General features: G+C 50.6%; 38 protein-coding genes. 15 read left to right on the forward strand and 23 right to left on the reverse strand.

Annotated elements, in window-relative coordinates; genetic code table 11:
* Positions 1 to 51: 51 nt before the first annotated feature.
* A complete protein-coding gene (locus QU595_RS12590) occupies positions 52 to 885 on the forward strand; it encodes a hypothetical protein (protein ID WP_315922426.1) in 834 nt (277 codons plus the stop codon).
* Between the two features lie 2 nt (positions 886 to 887).
* Positions 888 to 1178, forward strand: a complete 291-nt coding sequence (locus tag QU595_RS12595; protein WP_315922428.1) for a DUF4031 domain-containing protein — start codon at positions 888 to 890, stop codon at positions 1176 to 1178.
* Between the two features lie 4 nt (positions 1179 to 1182).
* Here the strand turns inward: QU595_RS12595 and QU595_RS12600 are convergent, their stop codons facing one another.
* Together QU595_RS12600 and QU595_RS12605 are read right to left on the reverse strand one after the other, a co-directional pair.
* A complete protein-coding gene (locus tag QU595_RS12600) occupies positions 1183 to 2220 on the reverse strand; it encodes a DNA-processing protein DprA (RefSeq protein ID WP_315922430.1) in 1038 nt (345 codons plus the stop codon).
* Between the two features lie 137 nt (positions 2221 to 2357).
* Positions 2358 to 2693, reverse strand: a complete 336-nt coding sequence (locus QU595_RS12605) for a hypothetical protein (RefSeq protein WP_315922432.1) — start codon at positions 2691 to 2693, stop codon at positions 2358 to 2360.
* Positions 2694 to 2841: 148 nt separating this feature from the next.
* Between QU595_RS12605 and QU595_RS12610 the strand changes: the two genes are divergently transcribed.
* The 4 genes from QU595_RS12610 (at position 2842) to QU595_RS12625 (ending at position 5812) form a co-directional block, all read left to right on the forward strand.
* Positions 2842 to 3642, forward strand: a complete 801-nt coding sequence (locus QU595_RS12610) for a class I SAM-dependent methyltransferase (RefSeq protein ID WP_315922434.1) — start codon at positions 2842 to 2844, stop codon at positions 3640 to 3642.
* 383 nt (positions 3643 to 4025) lie between these two features.
* Entirely contained in the window at positions 4026 to 4643 is a 618-nt protein-coding gene (locus tag QU595_RS12615) for a hypothetical protein (protein WP_315922436.1), read from the forward strand.
* Between the two features lie 66 nt (positions 4644 to 4709).
* A complete protein-coding gene (locus tag QU595_RS12620) occupies positions 4710 to 5330 on the forward strand; it encodes a DUF6927 domain-containing protein (RefSeq protein ID WP_315922438.1) in 621 nt (206 codons plus the stop codon).
* Positions 5327 to 5812: a hypothetical protein gene (locus QU595_RS12625; RefSeq protein ID WP_315922440.1), complete on the forward strand. Its 486-nt coding sequence runs from the start codon at positions 5327 to 5329 to the stop codon at positions 5810 to 5812. The genes QU595_RS12620 and QU595_RS12625 overlap by 4 nt, the downstream gene beginning before the upstream one ends.
* A 49-nt stretch (positions 5813 to 5861) precedes the next feature.
* Here QU595_RS12625 and QU595_RS12630 read toward each other — a convergent pair whose 3' ends face one another.
* The 5 genes from QU595_RS12630 to QU595_RS12650 form a co-directional block, all read right to left on the reverse strand.
* On the reverse strand, positions 5862 to 6269 hold the full coding sequence (locus QU595_RS12630) for a hypothetical protein (RefSeq protein WP_315922442.1): 408 nt from the start codon (positions 6267 to 6269) through the stop codon (positions 5862 to 5864).
* A gap of 111 nt (positions 6270 to 6380) precedes the next feature.
* Positions 6381 to 6650 (reverse strand): hypothetical protein, encoded by a 270-nt coding sequence (locus tag QU595_RS12635; protein ID WP_315922444.1) that lies wholly within the window; start codon positions 6648 to 6650, stop codon positions 6381 to 6383.
* Positions 6651 to 6785: 135 nt separating this feature from the next.
* Complete coding sequence (locus QU595_RS12640) at positions 6786 to 7127, reverse strand: hypothetical protein (protein ID WP_315922446.1); 342 nt, start codon at positions 7125 to 7127, stop codon at positions 6786 to 6788.
* 1 nt (position 7128) lies between these two features.
* The gene (locus tag QU595_RS12645) at positions 7129 to 8379 is read right to left on the reverse strand and encodes a hypothetical protein (RefSeq protein ID WP_315922447.1); all 1251 of its coding nucleotides are present in this window, start codon (positions 8377 to 8379) and stop codon (positions 7129 to 7131) included.
* 227 nt (positions 8380 to 8606) lie between these two features.
* Positions 8607 to 9188: a hypothetical protein gene (locus QU595_RS12650; RefSeq protein ID WP_315922449.1), complete on the reverse strand. Its 582-nt coding sequence runs from the start codon at positions 9186 to 9188 to the stop codon at positions 8607 to 8609.
* Positions 9189 to 9441: 253 nt separating this feature from the next.
* Here QU595_RS12650 and QU595_RS12655 point away from each other — a divergent pair, with 253 nt between their 5' ends.
* Complete coding sequence (locus QU595_RS12655) at positions 9442 to 10782, forward strand: hypothetical protein (protein WP_315922451.1); 1341 nt, start codon at positions 9442 to 9444, stop codon at positions 10780 to 10782.
* Positions 10783 to 10802: 20 nt separating this feature from the next.
* Here the strand turns inward: QU595_RS12655 and QU595_RS12660 are convergent, their stop codons facing one another.
* The gene (locus tag QU595_RS12660) at positions 10803 to 11024 is read right to left on the reverse strand and encodes a hypothetical protein (RefSeq protein WP_315922453.1); all 222 of its coding nucleotides are present in this window, start codon (positions 11022 to 11024) and stop codon (positions 10803 to 10805) included.
* A 29-nt stretch (positions 11025 to 11053) separates the two neighbouring features.
* Entirely contained in the window at positions 11054 to 12082 is a 1029-nt protein-coding gene (locus QU595_RS12665) for an RNA ligase family protein (protein ID WP_315922455.1), read from the reverse strand.
* Between the two features lie 129 nt (positions 12083 to 12211).
* Here QU595_RS12665 and QU595_RS12670 point away from each other — a divergent pair, with 129 nt between their 5' ends.
* From QU595_RS12670 to QU595_RS12680, 3 genes are all read left to right on the forward strand, one after another.
* A complete protein-coding gene (locus QU595_RS12670) occupies positions 12212 to 13297 on the forward strand; it encodes a hypothetical protein (protein WP_315922457.1) in 1086 nt (361 codons plus the stop codon).
* 264 nt (positions 13298 to 13561) lie between these two features.
* On the forward strand, positions 13562 to 13921 hold the full coding sequence (locus tag QU595_RS12675; RefSeq protein WP_315922459.1) for a hypothetical protein: 360 nt from the start codon (positions 13562 to 13564) through the stop codon (positions 13919 to 13921).
* Between the two features lie 68 nt (positions 13922 to 13989).
* Positions 13990 to 14367 carry a hypothetical protein gene (locus tag QU595_RS12680; protein WP_315922461.1) on the forward strand — a complete coding sequence of 126 codons (378 nt, stop codon included), beginning with the start codon at positions 13990 to 13992 and terminating at the stop codon, positions 14365 to 14367.
* Between the two features lie 16 nt (positions 14368 to 14383).
* Here the strand turns inward: QU595_RS12680 and QU595_RS12685 are convergent, their stop codons facing one another.
* The 5 genes from QU595_RS12685 to QU595_RS12705 all read right to left on the reverse strand — a co-directional run bounded on the left by QU595_RS12685 (position 14384) and on the right by QU595_RS12705 (position 18000).
* On the reverse strand, positions 14384 to 15400 hold the full coding sequence (locus QU595_RS12685) for a site-2 protease family protein (RefSeq protein ID WP_315922463.1): 1017 nt from the start codon (positions 15398 to 15400) through the stop codon (positions 14384 to 14386).
* 112 nt (positions 15401 to 15512) lie between these two features.
* Complete coding sequence (locus tag QU595_RS12690; RefSeq protein ID WP_315922465.1) at positions 15513 to 15818, reverse strand: hypothetical protein; 306 nt, start codon at positions 15816 to 15818, stop codon at positions 15513 to 15515.
* Between the two features lie 6 nt (positions 15819 to 15824).
* Positions 15825 to 16502: a hypothetical protein gene (locus QU595_RS12695; RefSeq protein WP_315922467.1), complete on the reverse strand. Its 678-nt coding sequence runs from the start codon at positions 16500 to 16502 to the stop codon at positions 15825 to 15827.
* 7 nt (positions 16503 to 16509) lie between these two features.
* Positions 16510 to 17280, reverse strand: coding sequence for a metallophosphoesterase (locus QU595_RS12700; protein ID WP_315922469.1), 771 nt, complete (start codon positions 17278 to 17280; stop codon positions 16510 to 16512).
* 132 nt (positions 17281 to 17412) lie between these two features.
* Positions 17413 to 18000, reverse strand: a complete 588-nt coding sequence (locus tag QU595_RS12705) for a hypothetical protein (protein WP_315922471.1) — start codon at positions 17998 to 18000, stop codon at positions 17413 to 17415.
* Between the two features lie 360 nt (positions 18001 to 18360).
* Here QU595_RS12705 and QU595_RS12710 point away from each other — a divergent pair, with 360 nt between their 5' ends.
* Positions 18361 to 18738 (forward strand): hypothetical protein, encoded by a 378-nt coding sequence (locus QU595_RS12710; protein ID WP_315922473.1) that lies wholly within the window; start codon positions 18361 to 18363, stop codon positions 18736 to 18738.
* Positions 18739 to 18788: 50 nt separating this feature from the next.
* Here the strand turns inward: QU595_RS12710 and QU595_RS12715 are convergent, their stop codons facing one another.
* The 5 genes from QU595_RS12715 to QU595_RS12735 form a co-directional block, all read right to left on the reverse strand.
* On the reverse strand, positions 18789 to 18950 hold the full coding sequence (locus tag QU595_RS12715) for a hypothetical protein (protein WP_315922475.1): 162 nt from the start codon (positions 18948 to 18950) through the stop codon (positions 18789 to 18791).
* 225 nt (positions 18951 to 19175) lie between these two features.
* A complete protein-coding gene (locus tag QU595_RS12720; protein WP_315922477.1) occupies positions 19176 to 19826 on the reverse strand; it encodes a hypothetical protein in 651 nt (216 codons plus the stop codon).
* 96 nt (positions 19827 to 19922) lie between these two features.
* Positions 19923 to 20408: a hypothetical protein gene (locus QU595_RS12725; RefSeq protein ID WP_315922479.1), complete on the reverse strand. Its 486-nt coding sequence runs from the start codon at positions 20406 to 20408 to the stop codon at positions 19923 to 19925.
* A 131-nt stretch (positions 20409 to 20539) separates the two neighbouring features.
* The gene (locus QU595_RS12730) at positions 20540 to 20878 is read right to left on the reverse strand and encodes a hypothetical protein (RefSeq protein ID WP_315922481.1); all 339 of its coding nucleotides are present in this window, start codon (positions 20876 to 20878) and stop codon (positions 20540 to 20542) included.
* A 65-nt stretch (positions 20879 to 20943) separates the two neighbouring features.
* The gene (locus tag QU595_RS12735) at positions 20944 to 22143 is read right to left on the reverse strand and encodes an AAA family ATPase (protein WP_315922483.1); all 1200 of its coding nucleotides are present in this window, start codon (positions 22141 to 22143) and stop codon (positions 20944 to 20946) included.
* A 220-nt stretch (positions 22144 to 22363) separates the two neighbouring features.
* Between QU595_RS12735 and QU595_RS12740 the strand changes: the two genes are divergently transcribed.
* The 3 genes from QU595_RS12740 to QU595_RS12750 all read left to right on the forward strand — a co-directional run bounded on the left by QU595_RS12740 (position 22364) and on the right by QU595_RS12750 (position 23939).
* Positions 22364 to 22927, forward strand: coding sequence for a hypothetical protein (locus QU595_RS12740; RefSeq protein WP_315922484.1), 564 nt, complete (start codon positions 22364 to 22366; stop codon positions 22925 to 22927).
* A gap of 65 nt (positions 22928 to 22992) precedes the next feature.
* Entirely contained in the window at positions 22993 to 23250 is a 258-nt protein-coding gene (locus QU595_RS12745) for a hypothetical protein (protein ID WP_315922486.1), read from the forward strand.
* Between the two features lie 53 nt (positions 23251 to 23303).
* On the forward strand, positions 23304 to 23939 hold the full coding sequence (locus tag QU595_RS12750; protein WP_315922488.1) for a hypothetical protein: 636 nt from the start codon (positions 23304 to 23306) through the stop codon (positions 23937 to 23939).
* On the opposite strand, the gene QU595_RS12755 is transcribed toward QU595_RS12750, so the two are convergent.
* The 4 genes from QU595_RS12755 to QU595_RS12770 all read right to left on the reverse strand — a co-directional run bounded on the left by QU595_RS12755 (position 23936) and on the right by QU595_RS12770 (position 26072).
* A complete protein-coding gene (locus tag QU595_RS12755) occupies positions 23936 to 24304 on the reverse strand; it encodes a hypothetical protein (protein WP_315922490.1) in 369 nt (122 codons plus the stop codon). The genes QU595_RS12750 and QU595_RS12755 overlap by 4 nt on opposite strands.
* An 88-nt stretch (positions 24305 to 24392) precedes the next feature.
* Positions 24393 to 24647, reverse strand: a complete 255-nt coding sequence (locus QU595_RS12760) for a YjhX family toxin (RefSeq protein WP_315922492.1) — start codon at positions 24645 to 24647, stop codon at positions 24393 to 24395.
* 247 nt (positions 24648 to 24894) lie between these two features.
* A complete protein-coding gene (locus QU595_RS12765; RefSeq protein ID WP_315922494.1) occupies positions 24895 to 25815 on the reverse strand; it encodes a hypothetical protein in 921 nt (306 codons plus the stop codon).
* An 11-nt stretch (positions 25816 to 25826) separates the two neighbouring features.
* Entirely contained in the window at positions 25827 to 26072 is a 246-nt protein-coding gene (locus QU595_RS12770) for a hypothetical protein (protein WP_315922495.1), read from the reverse strand.
* 136 nt (positions 26073 to 26208) lie between these two features.
* On the opposite strand from QU595_RS12770, the gene QU595_RS12775 reads away from it, so the two are divergent.
* Entirely contained in the window at positions 26209 to 26550 is a 342-nt protein-coding gene (locus QU595_RS12775) for a hypothetical protein (protein ID WP_315922497.1), read from the forward strand.
* Positions 26551 to 26553: the final 3 nt, after the last annotated feature.

The following is a 26553-nucleotide window of genomic DNA, read 5'->3' on the forward strand; positions in this document are numbered from 1 at the left end:
GTTGAGTTTTCACGAATTTCGTGAAATAAGCATTTCATAGTGGAGAGGACGATGAAAATTATTGACGTGTTTGCCATTCACCAAAATCGCGGTCACTTCCGCGATGACACACTAAGATTTTCTTTGAATAATACAGATCATGCTGAGGAAGCCATTCGCGTATTTACGGAAACCGTTGTCGCTAAGAGAAACAATACGAACCAAATGGTTTCTCACCTGCTTACAGTCCTGGCTGAGGGCACTGACAAATGCCTGTTCACCATCGGATCGCCATTAGGCGAAAACGACCGCCTTACGGAACTCCGCGCTTATATCCACCACCCGCTTTTCACGAATGAGATCGCCAAGGATAAGATCGACTTCTTGCTTTTGGATGGCATGACACCATCGAATCTTGGCGACGGTAGTAAGCTTGATCCCGATAGTATTATCCGCTCTCTCAAATCTCTTGCCGAACGGCCGTCATCTTCTCCATCCGTGCTGGTCAAGGATTTTGGGGTTATCTCAGTGACCTCCAATGGGACCGCGAGTATGGCGCGTGGTACGAAGAAGACGTTCGATATCTCGCTGAAGATCGAGGTCGCGCCCGAACATACGGAGATCGAAGACGGCGTGATCACTTACGCTCATAGCTACGCGACGGCTTCATTCAATCCACGCGACTGGTACGAAGACAATTGGACCGGATTGGAACATCCCTATGCCGACAAGGGCGTCGTAAACTCCATCAACGCCCACTTGCGCCAGCTCGGCTATACCAAAGGTGTCGACTGGAGCGAGCAAGGCCGTCAGGAGTTCGCATTGTTGGACTTCGACGCAAGTTACGAGCTGCTTGCGGAAATCTGGCCCGAGCTTATGCAGCCCAAAACCGTGACAGCCGAATAGCCATGGCTGTTTACGTCGACAAGACGCGTACGCCGTATCGCAATATGATCATGTGCCACATGCTAGCAGACACGCCACATGAACTTCATGACATGGCTTTGAAGATCGGCATGAGGCTATCGTGGTTTCAGCCTCTATCGTCGCCGCACTATGATGTCTGCCTCATGCGTAGACAACGCGCGATGAGCCTCGGCGCTATCGAAATCGACCGCAGGCAAACGGTCGAACTCATTCGCAAAATCAGGGCGAATTCGGGGGTTGAATGGGAACCTTTGAGCCTAGGCTTCGAATAGGCCATCACATGGACGGACCAGACGGCGTGGCATCCATTTGCTCGTCAACCAAGAGCTGATCCAGATCGGCCAGCATCTGAGGGTAGTAGTCCCTACCTGTTATCTCGATGCCGACATGGTCGCGTTGCAGGTTCTCAATAGCCTCCATGATGCTGTCTTTCGCAGCAATGAGCCTGCCGAAATCCTTGGCAGGCATGCGAGCCATGTTGATCGCAGCGTGGTTCAATGCCTCTGCCTTGTAGGTCTCAGGAATGCCAGGAACGTAGATTGGGCGACCCTGCAGTAGAGCGTAGCGCACCGCATGCATCGATCCACCATCCATGTCGCCCTGCATGAAGAATGTAGCGGCCGAGACCCCCGTCTGGATACGATTTCGACGAATGAGTGATGCTGGATCATGCTCCTTACCCAAAGGCTGCTCAGAGATCACGACGCCGCCACTGTTGACGATGCGCTCGACCAAATCGAATGCTGCATCCGATGAGTACACATCGATTCCAGAGCCAACGATGGCGGCGGTCGGCACCTTGAGATCAAGAGCGACGTTGTGCGCAATCGAATCCACACCTCTTGCGAGACCTGAAACGATAGTCCAGCCAGCTTCTCCCAATGTCGCGGTCACACGACGAGCCACGGCCGCACCGAAATCAGTTGGGCTGCGCGTTCCAATACAAGCGACGGAGCGATCCAGCAGGTTCATGTCACCACTGGTATAGATCACAAGGGGCGCATCTGGCGTCGCGGCCAGCCGCTTTGGATATCCTTCATCAAAGATACTGAAGACAACCGCACCCATTTCACGAGCGTCGAACAGCTCTCCTTCCGCAGCATCAACTGCTTGGCTAATTGCTGAACGATCTTCCATCAGAATACGACGAACAGGTGCGTTGGCCACGCCTTTTAAATTCTCTTCAGAGGAATTCATCACATCACCAAGGGTCTTAAACTTATCAAGAATTTTATTCATCGTCGTCGGACCAAGGCCTTTGACGCCGAGAAGGGTCTTGATGCCCAATGCCGATTTAAGCTGAATATCTTCCATAACCACAAACCTTGAGAAAATCCGTTCCTTATAGAATAGCCGCCAAACATGCATGTTTGAACCTGCCATTTAGGAATTAAGGAGAAATTGGCTTGCCTGAACGTATTCCCGAGTAGCTTGAATTATTCGGCCTCCATTTATCGAACAGGCTTTCCTTCCCACATCGCTATAGTGCCCTTCACGAGGCGATACAGGAGCCAGAATCCCGTGAAAATCAGGATCGGAAAGCCGACGAGGACAAAGATTGTTGCGAATCCAGCAAGAAGGCCGAAAACACCCCACCAGAACGTCGCAATTATGTAATCGAAATGAGTGCCGTAGATCGTCTTTGCGGCCTCTTGGCGCTTCAGATAAGCGATAATCAGACCAACTAAGAAGCCAAGGCCACCTGTAAAAAAGCCCGCTACCAGTGCCACATAGGCAATCCAGGCAACCGACTTCATATTCTGTTCATGAGTGTTTTCCGCTAACATTTTCCCAATTCTCCAATTTGTTCGTTTCGCCATTTTAGCAGACTGCAATCTTTGCTCAAAAAATAGCATAAATCGCCGCCGATTAAGCCCAATAAATATTGACATCTTGCTATAAATGGCTATTTTGCCCCGCAAAAGGAACTCACAAATGACTGCGCCAATCGCAAATATGGAAAAATACAACAAGGAAATGGTGAAATCGCTGGTCGACAAGATCGCCTTCATCGATAAGGTCGACGCCGAAGTGTTCGTCGATTTTGGTTGCGCAGACGGCACGCTCCTCGGCTTCATCAAGAAGCTTTTCCCGCAATATATTTTGATCGGCTATGACAACGATCCTGAAATGATCGAGCTGGCCAAGTCAAACCCTGACAACGACGGCATCATCTTCACGATGGATTGGGCTGAAGTTGAGGCTCTGGTGAGGGATGAGAAAAGGCGCGGCCACCATGCATGCGTTGTGCTCTCGTCGGTTCTCCATGAGATGCACAGCTATCTTTCGGATCAGGCAATGGCGGACGTCTGGAGTAAAATCTGGAGCGCCGGAGGCAAAGAGAAGTTATTCTCCTATGTCGCCATCAGGGACATGATGGTCAGCCGGACCACCAGCCGCGCTTCGGACCCGATGCAGGTAGCCCGCATTCGCCAGCTTTTCGACAAAGATAAACTGAACCAGTGGGAAGCTATCTGGGGTTCGATCAATGAAAACTGGAGTTTGACCCATTTCTTATTGACGTATCGCTATACGCATTCGTGGGAGCGTGAAGCAAAGGAAAACTATCTCCCTGTGAATTACGAAGATTTCATGGCGAGCATTCCGCTCGAATATTTCCCGATTTTCATGGAACATTACACGCTACCGTTCTTGCGGCGCTGTGTGCAGAAGGATTTCGGATTTGACCTGTCAGATCGCACTCACCTGAAGCTCGTTCTCGAACTTCGCAGCTAATCTGCTGTCGATTAAAATCGAACCTGTAAATTGTGGATTTAATCTAATTATTTCCACTATTTTCGCTTGATTTTTATCACGCAATTAATTATCACTGCACCATTAAAGGAAAGCAGTAACCCTATGTTCAATCATCCACGGAGAACCGCAGTAGCTTCAGCATATTTCATCCGGGCAATGTTTTTGTCAGTCATGATCGCATCGCCGATATTGCCACTCGTGGCGGCCCAGGTATTTGGTCTTGTCGGCGTCGACAATAGCTCAAAAAACGCTGGAGCAGGTTTGGTTCTCTTGGTGAGCCTGCAGCGCTAACGGCCAACGCCCCTTTACGGTCCTATCCTCATCCCCTATGTAGGGCTTCCGCGAAATACTCGGAGGCCCTTTTGCAATTAGGTGATATGCTCGTCGGTGGAGAACCACGCCCTAAATTGTTGAAGGCGCTGGCTGTCGTCGCTGAACATCTGCATCAGCTTTACAATGAACAAGGCAGATTCATTAAGGACATATCAAAACAAAGCTGTGTCCTGTGCTCCCTCACTGTAAGAGATTTCTTGTTCAAGATCGGCTTTCATGACGCAGAAGTGCGCCCTGTACTCGTGGCCATCCGAGCTTTCAAAGGCGAAGAAGAACTGCACTCACTGGGAATTGGCAATCCCGACCTGAGAGCAAAATCAGACCCGAAGCGCTGGCAAGGTCATATGATCGTCCATCTGCCATCCGATAGGTTTGTCATTGACACGACCCTCTACCAGGCTGCGAGACCCCAATGGGAACAACTGCCGTCAATGATGGTGACGCCGATTAACAGAGGGCATCAAGGGTGGGGTCTTGAGTCACTCGCCTCCGTCAGAGCCGAACTGCACGATTCTACACTCATCGTGCAGTGGTTCGATCAACCTAAGAACAAGAGTTGGAAGAATGGTCCAGACGCTCTGAAAGGGAGGCGAGAAGCAGTGGTAGCAGCACTCGTCGAACGCTTTGGCAAATGGGAAGGCGACTGATCGCTTGTCGTAAGCAGGCCCGTTCCACAGTCTTGAGGAAACAGGAATTCAAGACTGGAGACCACTATGGGTTGGTGTTGGGGTTCAAAGCCGAGCAACATTCGAGAATGGCTAGACAAGGTTTATAGCGGCGAAAACTATGGGGTGAAACAGCGCTGTCTCGATGCAGCCATGGTCAACATGAGCGAAATTTACATCGCTGTCGAGCAAACTGACAAATACGGGATCAAGACCGTCGTTGCCGACATAATGCAGATCAAATTTGCGAACGAGAAAGAAGACGGCATCAACTATCCCCAGATGGGATACAACGCATATGGGGAACAATGCGGTGTCCACCAGATAAATTGCCCTCAGCGCATTCTGGACCTGCTCACTCCTACCGATGACAAAACGTCAAACGAGTGGCGCAGAAAATGCCGCGAACGACTGGAACATAGAGCGTCCGTCTCCAAGCTGCAGGCAGGTGATTACATCCAGTTCGAGGAACCAATTCGGTTCCGTAGCGGCGAGCAGCGCGACACCTTCAAAATCAGGGTCTTCAATAAGAAGAAGGTGCTGGTAGCGGTTTCGAATGACACAGGCGAAACCCTATTTCATGCGAGTATCGGGAACTGGAGAGACATGGCTTTCAAAAAGCTCGAAGAAGACGACCTCCCTTGGAAGGCGAACGGCTTCCGACCATGACACCTCTCGACGACGTTATCCTAAACGAACACGAACGCATCGTATTCCACACTACGCACGCTAGTTTCGATGCGTTTGACGAAGCCTTCGTCGGCACTGGCGAGGACAACAACTCCGCACTCGGCTTCTTCTTCTCGGACGACCCGGAAAACATATTTGCCTATGCCCATGAAGGCCGACGTGTTCTGGTCTCTGCCGTTCACGTTGAGAACCCGTTCGGCGACCTCTCCTACTACGAGCTGTTTGGTTATGACGAAAATGGCGGCGCGGTGACTTCCAAGGAGGAGTTCGCAGCGATGCGCGCTGCCTTCCTGGCCAAAGGCTATGACTCCATTGAGTATGGAGACAATGAGGAAACGATGTTGATTGCTCTTTCCTCGTCCTCGATCCGGCCGCTGGCCTGGCTATCGATTGAGCAGCCACAGAGCTTGCCAATCAGATCGGAGGACTGCCAAACCCCGAAGACGACAGAGCACGCCTAGACTGCCTTCGAGCCGTCATGTCTGGATTGCACTCAGAAATCCAACCGCTTTAGCGGTGCAAGCGGGACAGAACGCTGTGACGCCGCATGCGCTGCGGATCTGGTCCGATGGTGATCATCTGTTCAGACAGGCGAGCGCTTCGCAACTCACGCGTCACGACCTTATCGGCGCAAGCGGTTACACGGTCTGGAAGGTTGACGGTGTAAAGCCCACTTCTGACCTTAATCACATACTGCTTTGTATAATCATCGAACGTAATAGTGTCTTCTGCGAGACCTCGGCCATCCAAAAAAGCCGGGTGCTTAGCCCGAATTAATGCGAATTCCGTGAAATTACCGGACCCGTCTCGCTGAAATAGAGACATCTCGCCTTTGATCAGGAAAGTGTTGGCTCCCCGACCCTTAATTCTGGAGATTTCCCCGCGATCAATGCGCGGCAATTTTGCAGATACATTCATAGCGCCACTCTCCATAATTTAGGGGTCTGAATTGTTGGCGCAATAAATACGAAAAACAGGCGATAATTGCAAATTAAAAATTGAGAATTGGTGCTTATTTATCTGCCGAATTCAGTACCGACAGAGGTCGCCCTCCCCGCGTTGATTGAGCGCGGCCATAATGTCGTAAATTAAATATCCCTCGACTTCGTCTAGCACATATTCTGAAGCCTCGAATTGATACCAGAGTGCCTTGATGTCGTCAGTCGAATGATTGCTGAATAGCTCTTCAACGCGAGCCTGGTAGTCAGCGCGACGTTCCTCCTCAGCACGCTGCTCGCGAATTCGAGCGCCTTCGGCCATCAGTTTGGCAAACTCTCGAATTGCCTTATCCATGCTCACAATAGCGCTCCTTTGCAGATGTCCATTATGCAAGAAAATGCCGCCAACTCCATAGGAAACTGACTGCGAATGTCGAAAAGGAAAAGGTGCGGAAATCATCTGATCCGCACCTTCCACTTGCCGTTGTTTGATTTTTTACATAGAAAATCCGAGCGTCAGTTCCTCGTCTCGCTCGTCTCGTCCGCCATCTGCAGAAGTTCGTCCACTAGACCACTCAGTTGAATTTCCGAAGCCTGGTTCAATGCCTGCAATATCTGCAAATCGTCCGATTCCGTCCTCTCCCAAGGAGCGTAATGCTGCTGCGATGTATTCATCCTTTATTCCTTCTGATTGAGCTATCCGTAAGATTGCCTCATCGTATGACATATTGAAGCGCTCAACTGGCCGACCAGTTAATTTCCCGTAGATCTCCTTTTCAGGATACCAAAGGATAGCCTGCAAGTCGGCGGCGGTTATTTCGTATCCATTCTCCCGCAACTTATTTATCTATGGACTTCGCAACGATATTGCTAATCCAACGGCGCATTGTTGCATTTTTGGGAGTATCTACGGGCATGCCCAAAGCTCCGACAATCGAGTCAGCGGCCGCTGGCCAACCTAGTCTGGCTTTGAACTCAGAAACAACGCTGTTCGCCGGACGTTCCTTCTTCGGTGTGGCCAACGTCGCATATGAGTTTGAAATTTTCCCTTCAACGTATCGACGTCTGATCTTCTCCCAGGTCAGCTTCAATTTTCGGCAGTAGTCGAGGAGTTCAGCGGCATCCATATCCTCGATTTCACGCGTTGTGCGCGCAAGGCCGTCCTTTTCCAGAAGAGCCTTCATACGCACGCTCTCCATGGACTTCTTTATCCCCTTCAACAGCCGCTCATGCGAGTCCCCAGTAATCTCGTCACGTATAAGAGTTCCTGTGTATCGGCCCCACATGCGCATGAACCAGAGATCGATTGTGACTGGCTCATGATTACCCATCAGGTTCTGGAAGAAGCCATTGCCCACCTTGGGACCAAACAACATGCTTCCATAGACAGTCTCGTCGGCAAGGACCTTACCAGCGATTTCTATGCCGTACTTGCGACCAATATTCTGCAGCTGGCTCATCTTCAGCTTCATGGTCAGAAGCTTCCTAAGACGCGTCAGGTCACCGTCTGCCCGGGAAAGGATGAAGTTGAAACGTGCCAGGTTGCTCTCGATAGCAGAGCCGTTGGCACCATAGGCTTTTGGCTTGAACATGCCCGTGCGCAGAAAATGGCGATACTGCTCCAGAGCGTAGCGCATGTTGTCCTGAACATTGATGTTCTGGGAAGTTATGGCCATTGCCGCAAAGAGGACCGTTCTAGCTTCATCACGGTTCCTGAACAGTTTGGATGGATGGCGTTCGGCTTCTTCATCCGAGCCAATCTCAGGGTGAAGAGTCGACGCGATAGCAACCATGCGCTGGATGGCATGCGTATACCAATTGCACGACGTCACAACATCCTGGCGGCGAAGCGCGAACAGCGCTTCAGAGACCATCATATTTGACAGGATTTCGTCGTTTTCTGGAGAGGATTCGGTAATTGCAGTGCCACCAAGATCATTCAATGCGCTTTCCATCAGGAACCGTGCAGCAGCCGAATTGTCATGAAAGTCAAAATCGCGATTTTCGTCGACGAGATTGCCTACAAACACACTAGGAAGTGGCGAACGTACGGCAAATAGATCATCGAAATTCTCGGCATTATCAGTCATCAAAAGTTTCCAAAAGTCAGCACTCTGGAAACAAGGCTGGCATGTCGGCCAGCAAAAGACGACCATTTAATAAGAGATTTATGTTCGCGATAATTGCGGAAAAATAGGTGTCCAGCTTTTGGCGCAACGACGTCGAGGCCTAAGCGACTATGAAATCGGTACAAACGAAAACGCCCACTAAATTCCGGGAAGAACGAGTGGGCGTTTTCTCTATCCGAAAATCGGAATCACATCTTCAGAGTTGACGGTTCCGGCACCCAATCAGGCAACTCGTCGGAAATATGAAGCTCCCACGCGAGTGGGTTCTTCAGGGCGTCTTCATTCGCGTTCTTCAGGTGATCCTCGACGTCAGCATGGACATCGTCCGAGCCAGCTACGAAATACTGGCCGTCCTGATTGAAGCCGCCTGGGATTTCGCAATACACGAGACGGTCTTCCTCTCGGTCATAGACGAAGCGGATTTCGCTGTCGTTCCTGCCGTCAAGGATATGAGTCCAAGAGCCATTCTCGCCATCTGCGATCACATAACGTGCGCCAGTGAGGCCTTCAGCCGCCATAAACTCATCAAGCTCATGCTTTTCGATCTCAACGGTGAAAGGCCCGTCATGGGCAGGTTCGAAGCCAGCGAGGTCGACCATGTTATCCAGGTCGCTGGAATGACGCGCCAGCTTGTTCAGAAGCGTTTCGCGATCAACGCCTGACATCTTGCGAACGGCGTCCGAAATGTCGAACTCCCAGTTGTCGCCAGTCGCCACTGCGTTGTCGTTGATCCACGCCTCAGCGCGATAGTTTGCCTTCAGTTCCGCCATCTAAATCTCCTTCATCGATGCAGCCCATGACACGGTCTACCAGCTGTCGGCGCAACGGACAAAAGTCATTTGACACGATCCCAGTCGTGGCATAGACCTCCCAGCGTGTCGATGCAGCGGCAAGAAAGCCCCGCCCAGGGCGAAGCCATTAAAGCACTGCCTAGTAAATCTGACTAAGTTATCTCTTCATCGAACAATCAATGGTCGTGAAGTGGTTGGCGGGGACACTTCTCTTGATCGTGGAGACTGTTCTATGAAGGGTGATTTCATCGCCGAAACTTTCATATTCGACAATCTGCATTTTGAGCGGATTGAAAAACTAAAGACGTTCGCCAAGATCAATGGCCCACGCCTTGAGATGACGCATTCTCAGGCTCTAGAGTTCACATCAAAGCTCGCGGGCTTCAAAAACTTCGCTGAAGCAAACAAGACCCTCACCTCCAGCCAGGTGCCACGCCGATACGAAGTATATTTATCGGCAACTCATCACGTCTCGTCTGATGAGGAGATATGGTCTACGGCCATTCGGGTGCGTTTATCGCGACCACTGGATCAGCTCATCAAGGCGAGACATTATTCATTCAATCGATCGCTCCGAGTTTTTATGCGAGTTGCTAGTGATCATCTTGAGTTGGGCACTGTCTGCCCTGAAGCCTCTACAGCGATGATCGAACTCGCGCATGCCGCCAGAACATTACAGTTCATGGATGCAACGGGCCTGGTTCCAGCAACTCCAACACTCATCTCCCCAACGGACAAGGCATGTCCCGATTTGCGCATAACTGTAGACGAGGCCCTTCCTGGCAGCGATCACGGGAGCAGATGGTTTCATCAAAAATCTAGGCGATACATAGACTTGGACGAACCATATGCTGACTCAGTCTCTCACTTGCACCAGGCACGTCAGGATTGGGCTGAGCGGAACGATTGGTCAGTGGTTAAGGTCAATTGGGGCGGAATATATTTCCCCGAACGGATCAAAGAAGTGTACCTGATCACACACAACAAGCTCGGGTATCCAGTAGCAAGAATTCTGCCCACACTTAACCAAATGCCCTCCCCAATCACCGAAACCAATTGCGATCTCGCCTATTCCGACAAGATAAGGTTCAAATCGCCAGCCCAACACGCGCGTGATATTTCGCCATTTGAACATAAAGCTAGCAGCCAAAGCGGGAAGGCAGTGGCCACCTCCACTTACTATGGTGCACCAATAGAGCGTCCTGAAGGCAAACTGCCAACAGAGGTTCATCAGGAACTTGGACGGGTTCTGCTGTCGATTAATGAAGCTGCAAGGACAAACCAGTTCAAGCTGGAACTCGATATAGTTCTCAACCTGCTTTCAGAATGGGCATCTGAGGAAGAAGAAGGTGAGGATGACGACGGTCGGGTTCGGCTGCCACCGAAATCATTTTGCTACAAGAGGAGCCAGAATCTGCCCACGACGAACTACATTAATTTCTTATGCCGTGAGGAAATGGCTGACGCGCTGATCGGGGTCAAAAAGTTCCTGAAAGTCGGCTATCGAGATTGTGATTCTTTGAGGTACGTGCTGACTAAGCTCGATAGCTCGATGAACACCTTGCTGAAATGAACGCCGAAGGCGCTGGGTCGTTAACTCAGCGCCTTCAAATCCAATCCTGCTTTTTCGAGGTCTTCCAGCTGAGATTCAGCAAAGCGGCCGAGAATGCCGTGTGGCAGTTCAACACCACGCTTCCCATCAACATAGGCAGCCAGAATTTCATCGACCTTCTCAGGAGTAGAATCCGGATAGCCGAAGTCCACCAAGCCCTTTGAGACGGCTTCCGTGACTTCCCGACGAGTGACCTTCTTCATGGTTTCTCCAATTGAAAGTTGCTTTCAGCTCAACTCTTGAGTGCATTAGGCACAACTTCTGAGTGCATCCAATGACTTTCGGTTTTTACGTGGGCTGGACGAACCCATTTGAAAAATGACCGCTGGAAGTCACCGTAGCGGATAGGCCCCGCCAGCCGCCCGACAAAGCCTTCACATACTGTCGTGTCAATCTCGTTGGCCAACTTCTCCAGAACCTTCAGGTCGAACGGCCCGTCGTAGAGAACCTTCACGGGCGTGATGCCCAACAGCTCGAACCATTCGAGGGTCTCATCCCATCCGAGGCAAACATTCTGATCGTTCCAGATCGAGAAGCCATAGAAGAAGCTTTCGAGGTCATCATAACGGATCGAGTGCTGTGCAAACAGGTTTTCACCGCAGACACGCCAACCTTCTGGAATGTCGTGAGCAAAGGTCGACCAAAAACGCTTCAGCCAATCGCGGCTCGGATGGCTACGGCCGTCGATGCTGCGGGCATGCATGTAGTCCGAATAGAGGCTGGAATTCTCTCCATCCATCTTGATGCTCACGATGATGCGCTGGCCGACTAGGTGCGACCAATCTGCAATGACCTTGTCATCGGACGTCACGTATGCAGAGAACGGCAGATGCGGTGTGCGTGGATACTTGTAGTACCGCAGGTAGCGGTCGAGCATTCCGCCCGCCTTCAAAACCTTCTGAACGCCCTCCTCATGGAACAGCTCGCCACGAAGACGCATGCCATTCGCCAGGACAACACCGCCCCACTTCTCGTAAACCGTATCCTCGTCGAAATGCGGCGGAATGACAGGCTTCGAAATCCCGCACAGCTCGCGCAACGTATCGACCGAAATCTCGGTTGTCTCGCATTGATAATGATGCTCGTTACAGACGGATGCTCCGTTGTCGACGTAGTAGCCGCCATCAGGAAACAGTCTGCGTTCGATGATGTGATGAGGGTCAGCAGCAGGTGCCCCGCAGATAACGCACTTATGGTTATCACGTTCAAATACGTATTTCTTGAAATCGTCTCTGCTCAGCAGACCTTTTGGGGCAGACATGACACTCTCCTTCGGGGAAGGTATTTGTCAGATTTAAGGGATGAAATCAATCAAAATTATTCAGTCAATACTGCCTTTTGTGAGTTGCTCAATTTACGACCAACATCAAATGAAAATTGGAGATGCGCTATGAGAATAAGACTACCAGTTCCGTTCAGGATTGACGCTGTTAAGAAGGGGTGTCGGAACGTTGATGTAATTATCGCTAAATCCTATGAGACGTTTGAAATCAAGGAAATCAGCAGTCTCGAAGCACCCGTAGCCATCACAGGCCTGAATATTACAAACGAAGTCTTAAGCAGACAGCCGATCAACGAAACTCGATGGTTCGAAAATAGCAACTGGATGCAGGAACCATACTTTCAGAATTTCGACCCAAGTGATTTCGCCCAAAAAATGGATTCATCATATTCGGTCGGGCAATGCCTGAAATGGTACGAGGGATCGAAACTGAGCATCCTGACCAGAAATCCATTCGCTGACTTACATCCTGATTCCCGCTGCGCTTATTTCGCATTGAATGGCTACGGTAGGGTCGAGAATGCTGTCCCTTTTAAATCGGAAGATTACCGGAGCATCGCCAACAACGATTACGAGGCGCAATACGATTTCTATCGGAAACTATGCGATGAGATGATCCTCGTTGATGGCCAACTTTACACGAAATGCCCGCCACCCGTGCACAGTGTTTTTCATGAAGACAAAGCACTTTTCGACATAGGGACATCGCGCGTTCAAGACATAGTTGGTAACTCCACTCATCTCGATGTTTTCTCGCTTAACAACACGGACATTCTGAGAGAGCATGCTGCAGCGAACCGAATTCGAGAAGAACTGATCAATACCAACGCCACCGTTTTGATACCTGAGGCAGCGGATTTCCCAGACGAAGAATACTCACTTCTCAACGCCGCCGATTTCATGACACGTGAGACTACGGGAAAACATCTTCTCTGTATGACTGAGGAGCAAGGCTTCAGCTGGTTCAGGCTTCGGACGGCATTCCGAAAAGCGTTGGACCACCCAACCCAAGACGCAATTGAGAATGTTGCTGACAGAATTCGCGATGTCGTTTCAGAATTTGAAGGGTCCGATCTCTTTGTCGAGCATGAAGCCGTCAAAAGGGAAATATTGGCGTCCGTTGAACATGGCGCTTCGGCCATAAAGCGCTGGGACATTCGGAAGATCGAAATAGACATGTCGCCATCGATGTAAAAAAATAAAAATGGGGGCTTGATTTTCGAATTCAGGCCCCTCATGTTTAGGTCATAACGCAACCGAAGGGAAATAAATCGATGTTGTAGCTCTTTCAAACGGGACGTCCGCACGGCTAAGGCCGAAACCCAAAATACCAAATTTAGCGCAGCCTCTTATGGCATCGCGCCAAAGGTTCCTCCCTAGTTCCTGTCCTCGGAACTGAAATTCAACCGAAGACAACATGGCCCAACAGACAGATGGCCACATAAAAGGAACAACATCATGGAACCGAAAAACCTCAACACTGAATCCCTGAACAAGTTTGTAAGCTTGGCTCGCACGCATAAGCGCGGCGAAGACATCGCTGACACGATTGCTGACACCATCGGCACGCTTGAACGCGACGCTTACCTGGCTCTGGTCGCCGAATGGAAACAGACCTTCAAGGCAATCGCTCATGAAATACGTGAAGCGAAGGTCATGCGCAAAACTGCGGATACCGAAACGGAACGCAATCAGTGGAACTACACCCGCTGGCAGCTTCGCTCGAAGGCCAATGCCCTGATGGCTGCTCGCAAGGGCATCAAGCAGGTGGCTCGCAGGCATTGGGTGGCAAAGCAGAAGTCTGAGTTCGCCGCCTGAGCGACAAGCCTTCCGAGGGGATGGCCTAATGCCGTCCCCTCTCCGACCAGCCATTCAGGAGAGAAACAGTGAAGACCGAAACAACGTCCTATTTTGAAGTCCAGTACCAATTTTATCAGTACAACAGCGGAGCGTGCGACAACGGCTATTACACCCGCAGCACGAGCTTTAAAACGGCCGAAGAAGCCATCGAACTGGCCGCAAGGATCGAGAAGCAGGCGCGGCATCATCGCTACAAAGACATTCCTTCGTCAGAGCCGGATTACGATCCAGAGACTTACACCGACGAGGACCGTGAGGATCTCTACGGTCTCGAACGAGAGCTTATGGGATATTCCGGCTTCTTCACATGGGCCAAGGCTTACGAGACTGAAGTGAAGCGAACTCCGCTCCCCATTAAGCAACGGGAGACCGCCCCAATGATCGACACAACCGTCAGTCCATAAGCCATAGCGACGGCTCTTATCCTACAGAAGGCTCAGCCTCGCGCTTAGCCTTCGCAAACTCCTCCAGTTCGTACTGAGACACCCACCGAAAGGCTCCGCCGACCCGTTTCGCGGTTTTCATGTGGGCCAAGATTACCTTCATCTGACTGATACGATCATCCACGCTCTCGTAACCAGCCCAATGCGCAGCATAGGCGAAATCACGACCGTCTGCGTCGAAGGCAACGAACTGCCCTGGAATCTTGCTGGGAACCACCGCCTTGGCGACAAGCTCGCGATCAAAGCCCTTCGACTGAATGTCGAGCATTTGGGCCACGGCTTCTTTGGTCCGCATAGACGAGATCGCGTTCTGAAGCCTTTTCAGCCCACGACCGAGTTCCAAGTAGGAAGTCAGCAACAGGAAAATCGAAAAGCCAACCGTGATCCACGACTTTTCAGAGAAGCCATAGACCGCGAGAGCGATAGCGCCGAGGACGGTCATGACAAAGGTTACTCGCTTGGCGTTCTCCGTGCTCAAAACAGAACTGAAAAGCGCACGCATGATCTGGCCGCCATCCAATGGATAGATCGGCAACATGTTGAAGCAGAACAACACGACGTTCAGTGCGATTGTCGCGATCAGAAATCCTTCGAGAGTGAAAATGGATTTGACTTCAAAAGTGGGGTGGATTGCAAGAAGGGCGATGAAGCTTGCAATCGCGAAAAGAACATTAACGAGAGGCCCAGCAAGTGAGATTACAAAGCGCGCAAGAGGCCTATCCAAGGGAGTTGCAAAATTTGCTGAGCCACCAATACAGCTTAAAGTGATAGACACCGCCGTGATGCCGAACTGCTTAGCAGCCGCGACATGCCCCAACTCATGAAAAAAGACCGATACAAATACGATCAGCCACAACCCGACGCTTTCCGCTGCCTGCGCTACCCCACCTTCATAGAAGCCATATAGTCCTAGCCCCAAAAAGAGTGCGGTCAGAGACCAATGAATTGAAACCGGAATGCCAAAAGTTTTCCCTGCGTTGATCGTTTTGAACATTAGAACCTCGATGTTACAGCGATCCATACAACTTGGAAGCAATATCGGCAACTGTTTTTCGAGAAAAAGGAAAGTGAATTGGCTTTTTAACGCGAGTATTTGCTATTTATCCTCATCGCCCTGAAAATCCATATAAATAGCGGAAATTGTCCCTTGCGTTGAGCGCGGCGATTCTTGAAAAATGATACTGACAAGGATTTGAAATATGGAAGCTGTAAATGCAGGAAAGAACTACCGTGTAACTGTGCAGGTCGATGAGCTTTTGGCCTTCGCTCAGAAGTGGCCCGCTCACAACTTCGACCTGGATGCGGAATACGTCTTTGAATTTGATGCGAACAATGGCGATCTGGTCGACGTAGAGAAATATGTCGACGGGAAGTTCGCTGTCCCAGAGGAGACAGAGGACGGTCCTGAGCATGTTGCGCTATCCGAAGACGCATGTGCATTCGGTGCGCGTGAACTCGGTCTGACGAGCGTGCTCGAAATTCGTTTTGGTGAGAGCACTGGCCCACGCTTTTAAGAACGTCGCGAGGAAGCCAATAACTTCAAATTGCCATCGCCGGAGCAGGCGGTGCAGGCTCCAGCTTAATGGGTCCATTGACAACCACTTCCCCTTCATTGTCACCAATGAAGGCTGCCAAGTCGGTGTCAGGGGACCAACGACGATCTCTCGAACTTCAAATTCCGCCAAGAACTCGTCAGCGAGGCCGGAGACAACATTCTTCATGCGGTTAAGGCTAAGGTATGTCTCGACCGTTCCGATGTCGCCTTGGACGTCGGAAATGAAACGTGAGCGAGCTGACCCATCTCGGTGTCCCCAGATTGATTTCTCGCGCAACCAAGACTCAAACTTCATGATCATATCCTTGCAGCCTACAACCATCATCACCTTGGCACCCTCCAATGGTTCAGCCACGAATAGATGGTCTTCATCACGAGCGTGGTCACTAGCTTGATCTCGCGACGTCGAAGCGAACACGCAATCGTCGCCGTAGCGCTTGGTTCGGTATCCGAGCGCCTGTAGACGGTCTGAAAGAACCTTGTCGACCAGTTGGACGCGCGGATGATAGTCCGTGCCCTTACCGTGGAATAGCGTAGCCATTGGAACCTCAGTGAACGACCGCCGAAGGCCTCAAACGCAGCAGATCCACAGTGAAGTTTTCGGCATACTCGGGATTCTCTCCAACGTACCCACGACTATTGCAAATCACACGCGAATTGCCGACGAAGTAGTCATGGTTGGTGTGAACTGCACCATGCACCCACAGGTCTGGAGCCGAAAAGTCTTCTAGCAGCGCAGACAGATCGGTCGTGAAGCATCCGTTATGGGGTGAACCATCGTAACGAGCATGCACAGAGTTGCGATGCGGTGTATGATGCGAAACGACAACCTTGAGACCGTTAAACGGCTCCTTTAGCTTGCTCTCGATAAATGAACGAGCCTTCCTGTGTTCTTCCAGCTGTCTCGCGGGAGACCAGTCAGCAATCATAACGTTGTCCGCGAGGAAGTTCCTCTGCAGGAGTTCTGCTGCACGTTCAGCGCCGTCGAGCTGAAAGTCAGTCCAAAGCGTCGAACCGATGAAGCGAACACCATTGATGTCGTATGAATCGTTGATCAACAAGCGAACGCCGTTCTTCTCGGCCGCAATAAGCGCCTGCTCGTTGACCTGATCGAAATCCGTCCCGTAGTAGTCTCGGTTCCCTGGTACATAAATGACAGGCATCTTTTCAGCCAAGCTCGACAGAGCGACCACCGATGAAACCAGATTAGGAGAATGGTCACCCGCAACAATTGCGACATCAGCATTAATCTTTTTTGGGAACACTGTGAATTGTCCCCAAAAGTCGCACTGGTGATCGGAGAAAATAAACGCCTTCATTGTTCGAACCCCTCTTGAAAATCCCCGTGAGGGATTTATTGGGGTTCCAATTAGCAATTTCAGACGTCACCGTCAACAATTTTACAAAATAATAATTTTTAAAACTGTTCAGCAGTCACCGCCCCTCATCCTCTACTGCTTATTCTTCACGACACCTTGTTTCACAAGAATGTCGGCAGCTTCGGACTCGATAAAAAAGCGATCATGCAGGAAGTGGTATTCTTCTTTGGTGATCTGCCCATCATTGGCTGCCCGATGAACGACAGATACGGGGTCATCGCCTGCAAATCTGGTATCCCAGCCCTTCATGTATCCCTTGATCGCTTCATACCAATCAGGCGTCTCCGCCTTCGGAAGTGCGCGCCTTTCTTTCAATAGCTCAAGAGCCGTTTTAAAGTCCTGAACCTGATCGTCGACAGTCAGCAGACGCCAACCAAGACGGTTATAGATCTCTTGAACCTTGTCCTTGTGTAAGGGCACCCGATCAAGACCAGTGCGCTCGATGAAATCACCAAGGTAGTAGTCGAGATAATCCTCACCCTCATCACGCATTTCCGCAACAATGCGGCCAGCATAGCGCCACGAGCATGAGAACCGCTCGCGCTGCTCGTTGATATATACCTGATTGCAGAAGCTCTCATAGGCCGCGCAGGCAAAGCCCTCGTCCTTGAGCAGTGCCAGGAACTCCTCGTCTTTCTTAAGCGCCTTCTCAAGGTTCATGACCTACTCCTTACCAGTCGCCGGACTCAAACCGACGTCGTTGCTCTTCCTCTTCCTCCTGCCTTTGACAGAAGTCCTGCCACTGCTTTTCCATTTTTCGTTGCACTCCTCAGGCAGAAAACCATTGTAGGTTTTTCTTCTTTCGCTTGCAAATATCACAATGCGTGTTGGCGAGAATGTCATCACGCTGATAAGCACGGTTCAATTTCGGTGCTAGACCTGTAGAACCCCGACCAGGATATTTCCCTCACAAAAAATAATATTTGCATCAATAAATCGACCTTTCGATTGACTGTCAAACAGATATTTGGGAGCCTAAACAGAATTACGGATTTTCAACCGTAATTGATGGAGTACAGCATGACTGAATACGTCACTAATCGCGCCCTCAAAAAACTCATCAAACGTCTAAACGATGGGGAACGGATCGATCCCGAAATCCTCGTCAATTACCTAAGCCGCCTTGACGAGGAGCGTTGCATGCTCCGCGCGATGGACAGAGAAGCAGCGACCTACGTGGAATCTGTAATCTGCTTACGAACGGACTTTGCCCAGGAAGATGAATCCGAATCCGGCTGGCAAGGTCTTGGTGCGGCATTGACCCGTGCGTTGGACGAACGCGACCGTCTAAGAGCCACCATTGCGGCGATGGAAGCCTCTCGGGCAGTTAAGCGTCCTTCCGTTAAATCGCGCAAGGAAGATCGCAACGAGCCTTTTGCGGTCCATTTGCCAATCTAACGCAGCGAGACAATCAGATCTGAAGGCTAGAGACCAGCCTCGCCTTCAGATCACATGGCACCGCCACTCAACCAATTTCGTTCCTCGAACTTGGTAAGCGGCTGTCCGATCTCGTTCTCTGTTGTTACCTGCTCCAGCCGATATCCTTGTTCCTTTAATTCTGCAATGATCCTGTCTGCCTTTGCGATTGACCGATCCAGGCTTGCCATCATTCGGTCCATCCTACCATCTATTTGGTCGAGCGAAGCGTTGAGGCTATCGGCGTATGCCGTAGCAATCAGGGTTGAAAATACGATGATCCCGCACGCAGCAGCGGCTATAGATTTCCAGGGGTTTAGAACTGAGGAAGTAAGTCGAATTGAACGCATGGTCGTGATTACCCACCTTTCAATTTCGATATTTACATTCCAATTTTGATGAATTCAACCGTTAATTCCTTAGGGTGAAATTATCGCAGCAGACTGATTGACGAAGTCCCGATATTCTTCCTTCGCAGCCTCTATTTCAGAGGCCAGTATTTCCCAATTTTCTATATCGGCTTCTGATGTCTTGTTCTGCGGGAGCAGTCGCGGGTCATTCGGGTCAAAAGTTGCTGCATATGGACTTTTTAGAAGTTCTGCCCGCCAGACGAAAATGGAGTCGACCTCTCCTTCCTTGTGCTCGCATTCATTGAGGTAGACGACGCTGTCGTAGCCTTTCTCTTCAAGGATCGCGAACACGTCTTCAAGTCTCCATCTCTGCACCAACCATTCGTGCTCGACGTCGTCGATTAGGTCGCAATTCAGCATCGCGTCCGCAATTTGATCTAGGCTCCATTCATATAGATCGGGTAGCCTCAACGGGCTTTGGGCGCGACAGATGACAGGAATTATGACGCCCGAATTTTCATCCCTTGGCACCATTCGAAACATCTCATTGATGCGGTCATTTGCGGCATCAGCGTTCCCGAAATGAAACCCTATTGAATAGTCGTCTGTTTTTGTAAATACGTTGAAGTCGACCTCGGAATCGGTGCCGTGGAACCAGACAAGCGGCGTGCCGTCTTTGTTCTTAAAAACGCTACCTGCCATCCAATCTTTGATGTTCATCTTGTCCCGTCACCGCTACTGATTTTGTAGCTATAAAATATCTATTATCAGCAACCGACAAAGAAAAAGGCAGGACCTAAGCCCTGCCAAAATCAACTACATCCGGTTTCCGTAATTGCCTCGATCAGGCTCTGGGGCTGGGACATATTTATACCTGCACATTTGCTTTTTTGGATTTACCCTGCGGTATTTCAGTTTTTTATCGAAATATGACGAGACGTATTCGAGCGTTCCGCCATCCTTACAATACAACTCAACGACAGATTCATCCTTATAGCAGGTTCCCATCGAATCTTGCATGTGGCCAGGAATTACACGGCAATCATTCGAAAAATCCACGAACTGTTCGTTTGCGTCACTCCCTCTGCAAGTCAATGATTGCGGAACCCAAGTCTGAACTAGACAGTCATACGCTACATTGCTGTTACCAGTTGTGCGGCTCAACGGGTCGGCATGGTAATATTCAATTTTAATGCCACCACCACCCTGACCTTCGCTGTTGTCCCCACGTGCAGCTTGGGCAAATCCAGTGCTCATGGCAAGCGCGACGGCTGATATAATAAATGCTGATATTTTACGCACTCTCATCCCCTTATTTGGCAATTTTCCAAATATTACGAGCAAATTGTGACAAAATCAAATTCAACCTCAGCCTGTGTCTTATTTTTTATCCGTCACTTCTGCCTAATTATTCAAAACATCGCGACAGCTACTTAGGGGCGAAATGACGACGTTTCGCCTAGATCGTCGTCATTAGAGTCATCTAAATCTAATTCAGCTCGATCCAGCCAGAGCACAGGGTCCCATTCGCCGGAGTTCAGTTCTTCTTGCGTAATGGGATTTTCGGAGATCACGTATCCGATCATATCGACCACATGAAATCCTGGGCGGAGATATTGGTTCTCATTTTCAGTCTCAATGACAGTCCATACCGTAAATGGATCAGCTGCCTGAACCTTTTTCAGGTCATCGCCATAGGTTTCAAAAAGCGTCGTGCCGTCGTTATCGAGGGTGTCGCCTAACCTTTCATTCCATTGGTCTTCATTTTTCATATGTGTGACTCCTTGTTGTCTGTTTTTAGACTACCTACCAGACAAACAAGGAACCACACGCAAATTCAAATCGCCGGATTTGGCGACCTTTCACTGGATCGCACGCCATTGATGCTCACGAGCTGGCCTTCGAAATGCCATTCGACCGTATGCCCTTCAGTCGCCGATGGCGGCTGAAGCTTTTTGGCGAGACGATTGATCACGTCCACGGGAACCGTCGCTTTGCGCTCATGGTTCTGACGGAGAAGGCGTGATGGCTCGACCTCAAGATAGACGATCCGGATACGCGCATTATAGTCCCGCAGAAGCCGAGTGACCTTTTCTCTGTTCAGCTTGGTCACATTGACCGCATTCCAGACGAAATCCCTCGAAGCCCGCAAGTGTTTGCGTGCTTCCTCCAACCCAGCCTGGATGATCGTTCCCTGATTGCCAGTGGGATCAACGTCGAGTTCATCTCGCAACTGGTCGAGGCTGACAACGGGCAGATCACTCAGATTTTTGGAAATCCATGTGTCCTTGCCTGTGCCTGGCAACCCGCAAACAAGCGTGGCCTCACAGCGAAACTCCTCGTGTGCCGCATACCATGGATTACGGTCATCCTTCTCAAAGTACGCGAAACGGCTTTCATCGTTCGCGAATTCGAAGGGCTTCTCCAATACCCCCATCTCCTCGAACACCTCCTTAGAGAGATCAATCTTGAGGAGAAGGTCGCTCAGATCCTGACAGATACGGCCGCGAGCGTCTGCTTCCGCATGCGCCAGCAACTGAGAAGCGACCGCAGAGAGAGAATACTGGCAGGCCATCTTGGCGGCATTCTCGCGTTCATAGAGCCAGAACGGCAGCTGATGCGCGGTGATGATGGTGCAAATCTCTTCGCGCAACACGAGATCAAGGCCAGCAGCCCGCATCAGATCGCGAGTCATCGCAGCGCCCAGCTTTGAGTGACCAACCGATGTCACGCGCCCTTCGGCATCTTCTTGGGTCGTCCCAGGTTTGCCGATATCGTGGAACACCGCCGCCCAGAACATTTTGAACTGGTCATCCTTGGACATCACCTGCCAAGCCTTACCGCTGACCAGCTGTTCGAGGACCATCCTCGTATGAGTGGCGACATCGCCCTCAGCATGGAAGATCTTGTCCTGCTTACAGTTCTTCAGGACTGCCATCTCGTCGCACAGGCTTTCGATAGATGTCCAATCGAAGTCCGGTCGTTCAGATGTCGGTGTCAGTGCCTTTAAATCAGGCAATGTGAAATTGCTCTTCATGGTCCCACTGCCTGGCTATTAAATCCATAACCGTTCTATCAAAGCTTTCATATAATTCAAGAAATCAATTGTTGCATTTTTAATATGCCTTGCGCCTTCCCCGCTCCTTCGCTATTTGGCAACGATGTTACGATTTCAAAGAAGTCATATATTCGGAATTATGCTAGTGTCTCGCATTCAGTCGCATCATGATGACGCCATATCGCTTTGGTGAGGCACCATGAACAAACCTGTTTCCTGGGGGACTTTCGATCCTCTGTTTATCGATGAACTGGTTCGCTGGATTGACGGCCGACGCGTTCTCGAAGTCTTTGCAGGCAATGGCCTCCTTGCAAAACTGCTTTCCGAAAAAGGGGTCGAGATCAAGGCAACCACTTTGCTATCAGGTCATGACGGACACAATGAAGGCATGTATTTCGACGTCGAGAAGATTGACGCCGTTGGGGCAGTTCAAGTTTATGGCGAAAGTTCAGATATTCTGTTGATGTCCTGGCCAGTAGCATCAGAAGCCGCAACTCACGCGGCTCTGAGGTGGGGAGATGAAAAGCCAATCGTCTTCATCGGAGAAGTCACCAACCATGATCTGGGTTTTGCTGGACTGGGTGGTTGCGCGAGCGATGTGTTTTTTGACCTCACGAACGAGGGTAAAGTCTTCAATTCCTACAATCCTCGCAACATGCTCGAAAGAGCCGCTGTAAGATTTGTCGACCCGCAATATGCCCTCAGAATCGATTCCAGTTATAAATCTTCGTTGGCAGCTCATTCGATGACACCAAAGGTGTGAATGCGGCAGCTTGAGCTTCAATGCCCAACGGCGTATTTCTTCTCCTCGAAGTGACGAGTATCAAAATGAAGCCGAAGACCCGCAAGCTCATGGAATGGCTTGCCAGAAACGACATGCTACTCGAAAGCCAGATCGTAGGCTCCGGTTTGTCGAAAGCGCTCGACGATGCGCTCGTACAAGGATGGGCCGAGATTACGGCTCACCCAACCGTCAAAGACGGCAAGATTCCTGCGACGGCCGCCTTCATTACAACGAAAGGGCGATCAGCTCTCGAACCCACTGGCACCAGCAAACAAGACAACGCCCGAGGAATTCATCCCTGAGGAAGGTTTGATCGCGGTCTTATCGCTATCTTCCATATCGTACAGAGAAATCTATGCACTGGACTGAAGTACCTATCCCAGATCGCATGCGCGATCTTCGCCGTGACAAAAGAGGATATCCCATTCCAGCCAATGTGCTGATCGACAAGGAGGGAAATCCGCACTTCACGATCAATGATCACACGATCCGCAGAAAGCACATCAAGGAACAGCTCTGCGCGATTTGCGGGAAAAAGCTCCTGAGAGGACGCTGGTCCGTGGGAGGTCCTGCAAGCTCGCTAACCGAAGACGGTGTCTTCTACGACTCTCCGTTGCATTACGAATGCGCACGATATGCGTTGCAGGTCTGCCCCTACCTGGCGATGCCGAAATACGCAAAGCGGATCGATGCTCGGACACTCGACCCCAGCAAGCTGGACAATCACGCTCCGATCTTCGTTGATCCGACCCAAATCGAAAACAGGCCACCAGTCTTCGTGATGGTCATGCACGTTGGGGAAACCTATTCCTACGACCGGATGGGTGAAGTCCAATACATCAAACCCAAGCGACCTCATCGTCGCTACGAGTTCTGGGCCGAGGGTACTCAGCTTCCCGACGATGAAGGCATGAAGATCGCTTTGGACCACATCGAGAAACTAAAGAAAGAGCACCCTGAAAAGTTCAGGGATACCGCGAAGGCTTCTTAGCGGAAAGTGGGCTTGGGTATCCCGTAGAGTTCAAAAGCACTTGCATCGATTGCCTTGGTGAGGACGACCTTGCCAGGCAATCCATGAGGCGAACTAACCTCTTCTTCTATGGTGTCGCTAACGCCGTCCTCGGGATCGACCTTGAGCATGGAATAAGGGACGTCTTTCATCTCTAGAACTGTTTCCGACCCCTTCTCGTTCGCAAACCAAAGCGCATCTTCTGGCTGTGTCGTGAGATAAAGGAACCGCGTCTGCCCGCACTGGCTCCCTGAGGCGAAGCTATTTGGCTGCCATCCGTTTTGCATCAGGAGTTCGGCGCTATCGGGAGTAGTTCCATGATAGAGGGTGATGGTCTTCTCGCTCATTACGGTGCTCTGGTGCGTGCCTATTTGCCCACGATAGAGCCATTCGAAGCAAACGACCTCCAGACAAGTCCAGAGGCCGCCGACAACCTTATGCATTGCGAGCAATTTGCAGGCTTAGAATCCCGTGCTTCGAAATGCGATAAGCACTGCCATTGAGCGAGGCGATCAGCCTCTTGGCGCGGAGCTTCTTGAACGTCTCCACATTCGCCCCCTCCATGAACCAGCCTTCCCGAGTGATGAAGTCGACGTCGATGATTTTACCTCGGTCGTCTTTTTCGGGTTGGATGCGGCCGCCACGTGCCAGCATTTCGAGGATTCGGCGTTCGAAACGCGAGACGTTCATGATCGCATCCATTTCGAAACCGGAGTTGTATAAGCACGCAATAGGTGTCGTGAGTCGCCAGCCCGTGGCGACATGATCTTCAATGTCATTGGATTGTTCCTAAAATGGAGAGCAATTTTGGCGCAAGCCGTTACAGCCTTTTGCAGGCCACTCTGCTGATGCAGAATTCAACGATCTAAGAAGCTGCGCATAAATCTCCCAATTAGGTATTCTGGTTGTATCGGAAAAATCCGATGGCAACAAGCCTTCAGATTTTCAAGCCGCCGTCGTCGTCAAAACGACGATAGCGTTGAAGCAATTCAGTTACCGAGACGCGTTCAGTTGCCCAAACACGGGAAATATCGATTTCCTCGACCTCATGAGGTTTGCCCGTATCGAGCAGGTACTCGCCATCGCTACCCAAATCTGCTCTCAACGTCCCATCTCGGCCCTTGGTCGTTACCAGATCGCCGTGAATTTTTATCACTGGAATATCCTGAAGGGACTCCGCATCAGGGATGATTGCCAGCAGATGCTCTTCTGCATTTGAGACATTGTAGCGGGCAAGTTCGAAATGCGGTTGGATCAGCACGAAAGCATCTGGCACATCTGGATGTCGATATGCCTTAAACACGCAGACGCCCGCCTCGTGGGTCATGTTGCCGAGTTCCTGTCGCCAAGGATCAACACCATCTTCGTTGTCTTCGCCCATAAGACCGAATGCGGACCTTCCAGTTTTGGGCATCTTTCCAAAACGGATATAGATCCAGTTTTTCATTTCAGGGGTGTAGGCCACAGTTCGCCCATAGAAGCCTTCATCTTCTAGATCGGAGACCCGTTCTCTCTCTGCTTCAATGGCCTCATGCTCTTCGTCACTGATAGCGGTGACTTCTGACTCCCACTTTGTGCGCAACTCTCTTTGTCTGCGTGCGAGTTCCTGTATTCCGAGGGTCGGAAGCTCAAACCAATGGTCGAGGGAACCGTCATTGGTAAAGGCGTTCGTCTGAAATACGTGGCGAACATATCCAGCAGCACTTCTGATTTCGAAGTAAGTTTCATCTTTTTTGCTTTCAGCAGCCGCGAGGTAATAATTGACCGCCTGATCTGACAGCGCCTCGGCGACAACATTATAACCAAATTCGCTTCTAATCGAATAAATGTTGTCGCGGTCGTCGTCCGTCAGAGCCATGTCGGCGAACCTTACATTTTTGGAGCAGGTGTGTCCTGAACGGACGCAACAGGTTGGGCGTCATTCAGGTTTGAATAAATGCTAAAACCCTCTTTGACGTCGGCCGCCAAATCCTCAGGGGTGGAGTAAGCAGTAACATCTACATTACGGCTACGCCCCATTGCTGCCTCAACCCACGTTGCAAGGCCGGAGGTGTCTTCAATGTCATTTTCGTCGTCTTCAAATTCAACGACCAGCACAGCTACTTTTTTGGCCATATTTGTCTCCTTACGTTGGACAGCCATTGTAGATGGATCGGCACGCAAATCACCAACGAAGCCTCGTCGCTTGCAAGGCAGATGCCAATAATCCATGAGACAGGACAAGGGGCACGCCATGCAGTGGATAGAGCAATTGACCGACATCGACCGCAAAGCGATCCTTGCGGCGACCAGCCATTCAACCATCGATATCGACTTCGATCTGTCAGACGACGAATACACGGTCGCAATGAAAATTTTCAATGATCTCGACAGGGTACAGAATGGCGAAATCCCAGATGGCTACGCAGTCGCTATTCCTGAGCACCATCACAGAGCGATTTGGGCTGCCACATGCGCCATCGTCAATGACATTCACGCCCCTCTCGACAACCTGACAGGTGAGCAGTGGGACCAGCTGGATACCATTCACAACGTCATCAACATGTGGGGTCATGAACTGGAAGAACCCACTGAAGCCCCAGGGATGCGATAGTCG

The sequence above is a fragment of the Mesorhizobium sp. SP-1A genome (genome assembly GCF_032460275.1).
GTDB lineage: Bacteria > Pseudomonadota > Alphaproteobacteria > Rhizobiales > Rhizobiaceae > Mesorhizobium.

Excerpts from the sequence above, each read along its gene's own strand:
- QU595_RS12590 (WP_315922426.1), top strand. The coding sequence starts at position 52 with ATGAAAATTATTGACGTGTTTGCCATTCACCAAAATCGCGGTCACTTC.
- QU595_RS12595 (WP_315922428.1), top strand. The coding sequence starts at position 888 with ATGGCTGTTTACGTCGACAAGACGCGTACGCCGTATCGCAATATGATC.
- QU595_RS12600 (WP_315922430.1), bottom strand. The coding sequence starts at position 2,220 with ATGGAAGATATTCAGCTTAAATCGGCATTGGGCATCAAGACCCTTCTC.
- QU595_RS12605 (WP_315922432.1), bottom strand. The coding sequence starts at position 2,693 with ATGTTAGCGGAAAACACTCATGAACAGAATATGAAGTCGGTTGCCTGG.
- QU595_RS12610 (WP_315922434.1), top strand. The coding sequence starts at position 2,842 with ATGACTGCGCCAATCGCAAATATGGAAAAATACAACAAGGAAATGGTG.
- QU595_RS12620 (WP_315922438.1), top strand. The coding sequence starts at position 4,710 with ATGGGTTGGTGTTGGGGTTCAAAGCCGAGCAACATTCGAGAATGGCTA.
- QU595_RS12625 (WP_315922440.1), top strand. The coding sequence starts at position 5,327 with ATGACACCTCTCGACGACGTTATCCTAAACGAACACGAACGCATCGTA.
- QU595_RS12630 (WP_315922442.1), bottom strand. The coding sequence starts at position 6,269 with ATGAATGTATCTGCAAAATTGCCGCGCATTGATCGCGGGGAAATCTCC.
- QU595_RS12645 (WP_315922447.1), bottom strand. The coding sequence starts at position 8,379 with ATGACTGATAATGCCGAGAATTTCGATGATCTATTTGCCGTACGTTCG.
- QU595_RS12650 (WP_315922449.1), bottom strand. The coding sequence starts at position 9,188 with ATGGCGGAACTGAAGGCAAACTATCGCGCTGAGGCGTGGATCAACGAC.
- QU595_RS12655 (WP_315922451.1), top strand. The coding sequence starts at position 9,442 with ATGAAGGGTGATTTCATCGCCGAAACTTTCATATTCGACAATCTGCAT.
- QU595_RS12660 (WP_315922453.1), bottom strand. The coding sequence starts at position 11,024 with ATGAAGAAGGTCACTCGTCGGGAAGTCACGGAAGCCGTCTCAAAGGGC.
- QU595_RS12665 (WP_315922455.1), bottom strand. The coding sequence starts at position 12,082 with ATGTCTGCCCCAAAAGGTCTGCTGAGCAGAGACGATTTCAAGAAATAC.
- QU595_RS12670 (WP_315922457.1), top strand. The coding sequence starts at position 12,212 with ATGAGAATAAGACTACCAGTTCCGTTCAGGATTGACGCTGTTAAGAAG.
- QU595_RS12675 (WP_315922459.1), top strand. The coding sequence starts at position 13,562 with ATGGAACCGAAAAACCTCAACACTGAATCCCTGAACAAGTTTGTAAGC.
- QU595_RS12685 (WP_315922463.1), bottom strand. The coding sequence starts at position 15,400 with ATGTTCAAAACGATCAACGCAGGGAAAACTTTTGGCATTCCGGTTTCA.
- QU595_RS12690 (WP_315922465.1), bottom strand. The coding sequence starts at position 15,818 with ATGCTCAGGACCGTCCTCTGTCTCCTCTGGGACAGCGAACTTCCCGTC.
- QU595_RS12695 (WP_315922467.1), bottom strand. The coding sequence starts at position 16,502 with ATGGCTACGCTATTCCACGGTAAGGGCACGGACTATCATCCGCGCGTC.
- QU595_RS12700 (WP_315922469.1), bottom strand. The coding sequence starts at position 17,280 with ATGAAGGCGTTTATTTTCTCCGATCACCAGTGCGACTTTTGGGGACAA.
- QU595_RS12705 (WP_315922471.1), bottom strand. The coding sequence starts at position 18,000 with ATGAACCTTGAGAAGGCGCTTAAGAAAGACGAGGAGTTCCTGGCACTG.
- QU595_RS12710 (WP_315922473.1), top strand. The coding sequence starts at position 18,361 with ATGACTGAATACGTCACTAATCGCGCCCTCAAAAAACTCATCAAACGT.
- QU595_RS12715 (WP_315922475.1), bottom strand. The coding sequence starts at position 18,950 with ATGATGGCAAGCCTGGATCGGTCAATCGCAAAGGCAGACAGGATCATT.
- QU595_RS12720 (WP_315922477.1), bottom strand. The coding sequence starts at position 19,826 with ATGAACATCAAAGATTGGATGGCAGGTAGCGTTTTTAAGAACAAAGAC.
- QU595_RS12730 (WP_315922481.1), bottom strand. The coding sequence starts at position 20,878 with ATGAAAAATGAAGACCAATGGAATGAAAGGTTAGGCGACACCCTCGAT.
- QU595_RS12735 (WP_315922483.1), bottom strand. The coding sequence starts at position 22,143 with ATGAAGAGCAATTTCACATTGCCTGATTTAAAGGCACTGACACCGACA.
- QU595_RS12740 (WP_315922484.1), top strand. The coding sequence starts at position 22,364 with ATGAACAAACCTGTTTCCTGGGGGACTTTCGATCCTCTGTTTATCGAT.
- QU595_RS12745 (WP_315922486.1), top strand. The coding sequence starts at position 22,993 with ATGAAGCCGAAGACCCGCAAGCTCATGGAATGGCTTGCCAGAAACGAC.
- QU595_RS12750 (WP_315922488.1), top strand. The coding sequence starts at position 23,304 with ATGCACTGGACTGAAGTACCTATCCCAGATCGCATGCGCGATCTTCGC.
- QU595_RS12755 (WP_315922490.1), bottom strand. The coding sequence starts at position 24,304 with ATGAGCGAGAAGACCATCACCCTCTATCATGGAACTACTCCCGATAGC.
- QU595_RS12760 (WP_315922492.1), bottom strand. The coding sequence starts at position 24,647 with ATGAACGTCTCGCGTTTCGAACGCCGAATCCTCGAAATGCTGGCACGT.
- QU595_RS12765 (WP_315922494.1), bottom strand. The coding sequence starts at position 25,815 with ATGGCTCTGACGGACGACGACCGCGACAACATTTATTCGATTAGAAGC.
- QU595_RS12770 (WP_315922495.1), bottom strand. The coding sequence starts at position 26,072 with ATGGCCAAAAAAGTAGCTGTGCTGGTCGTTGAATTTGAAGACGACGAA.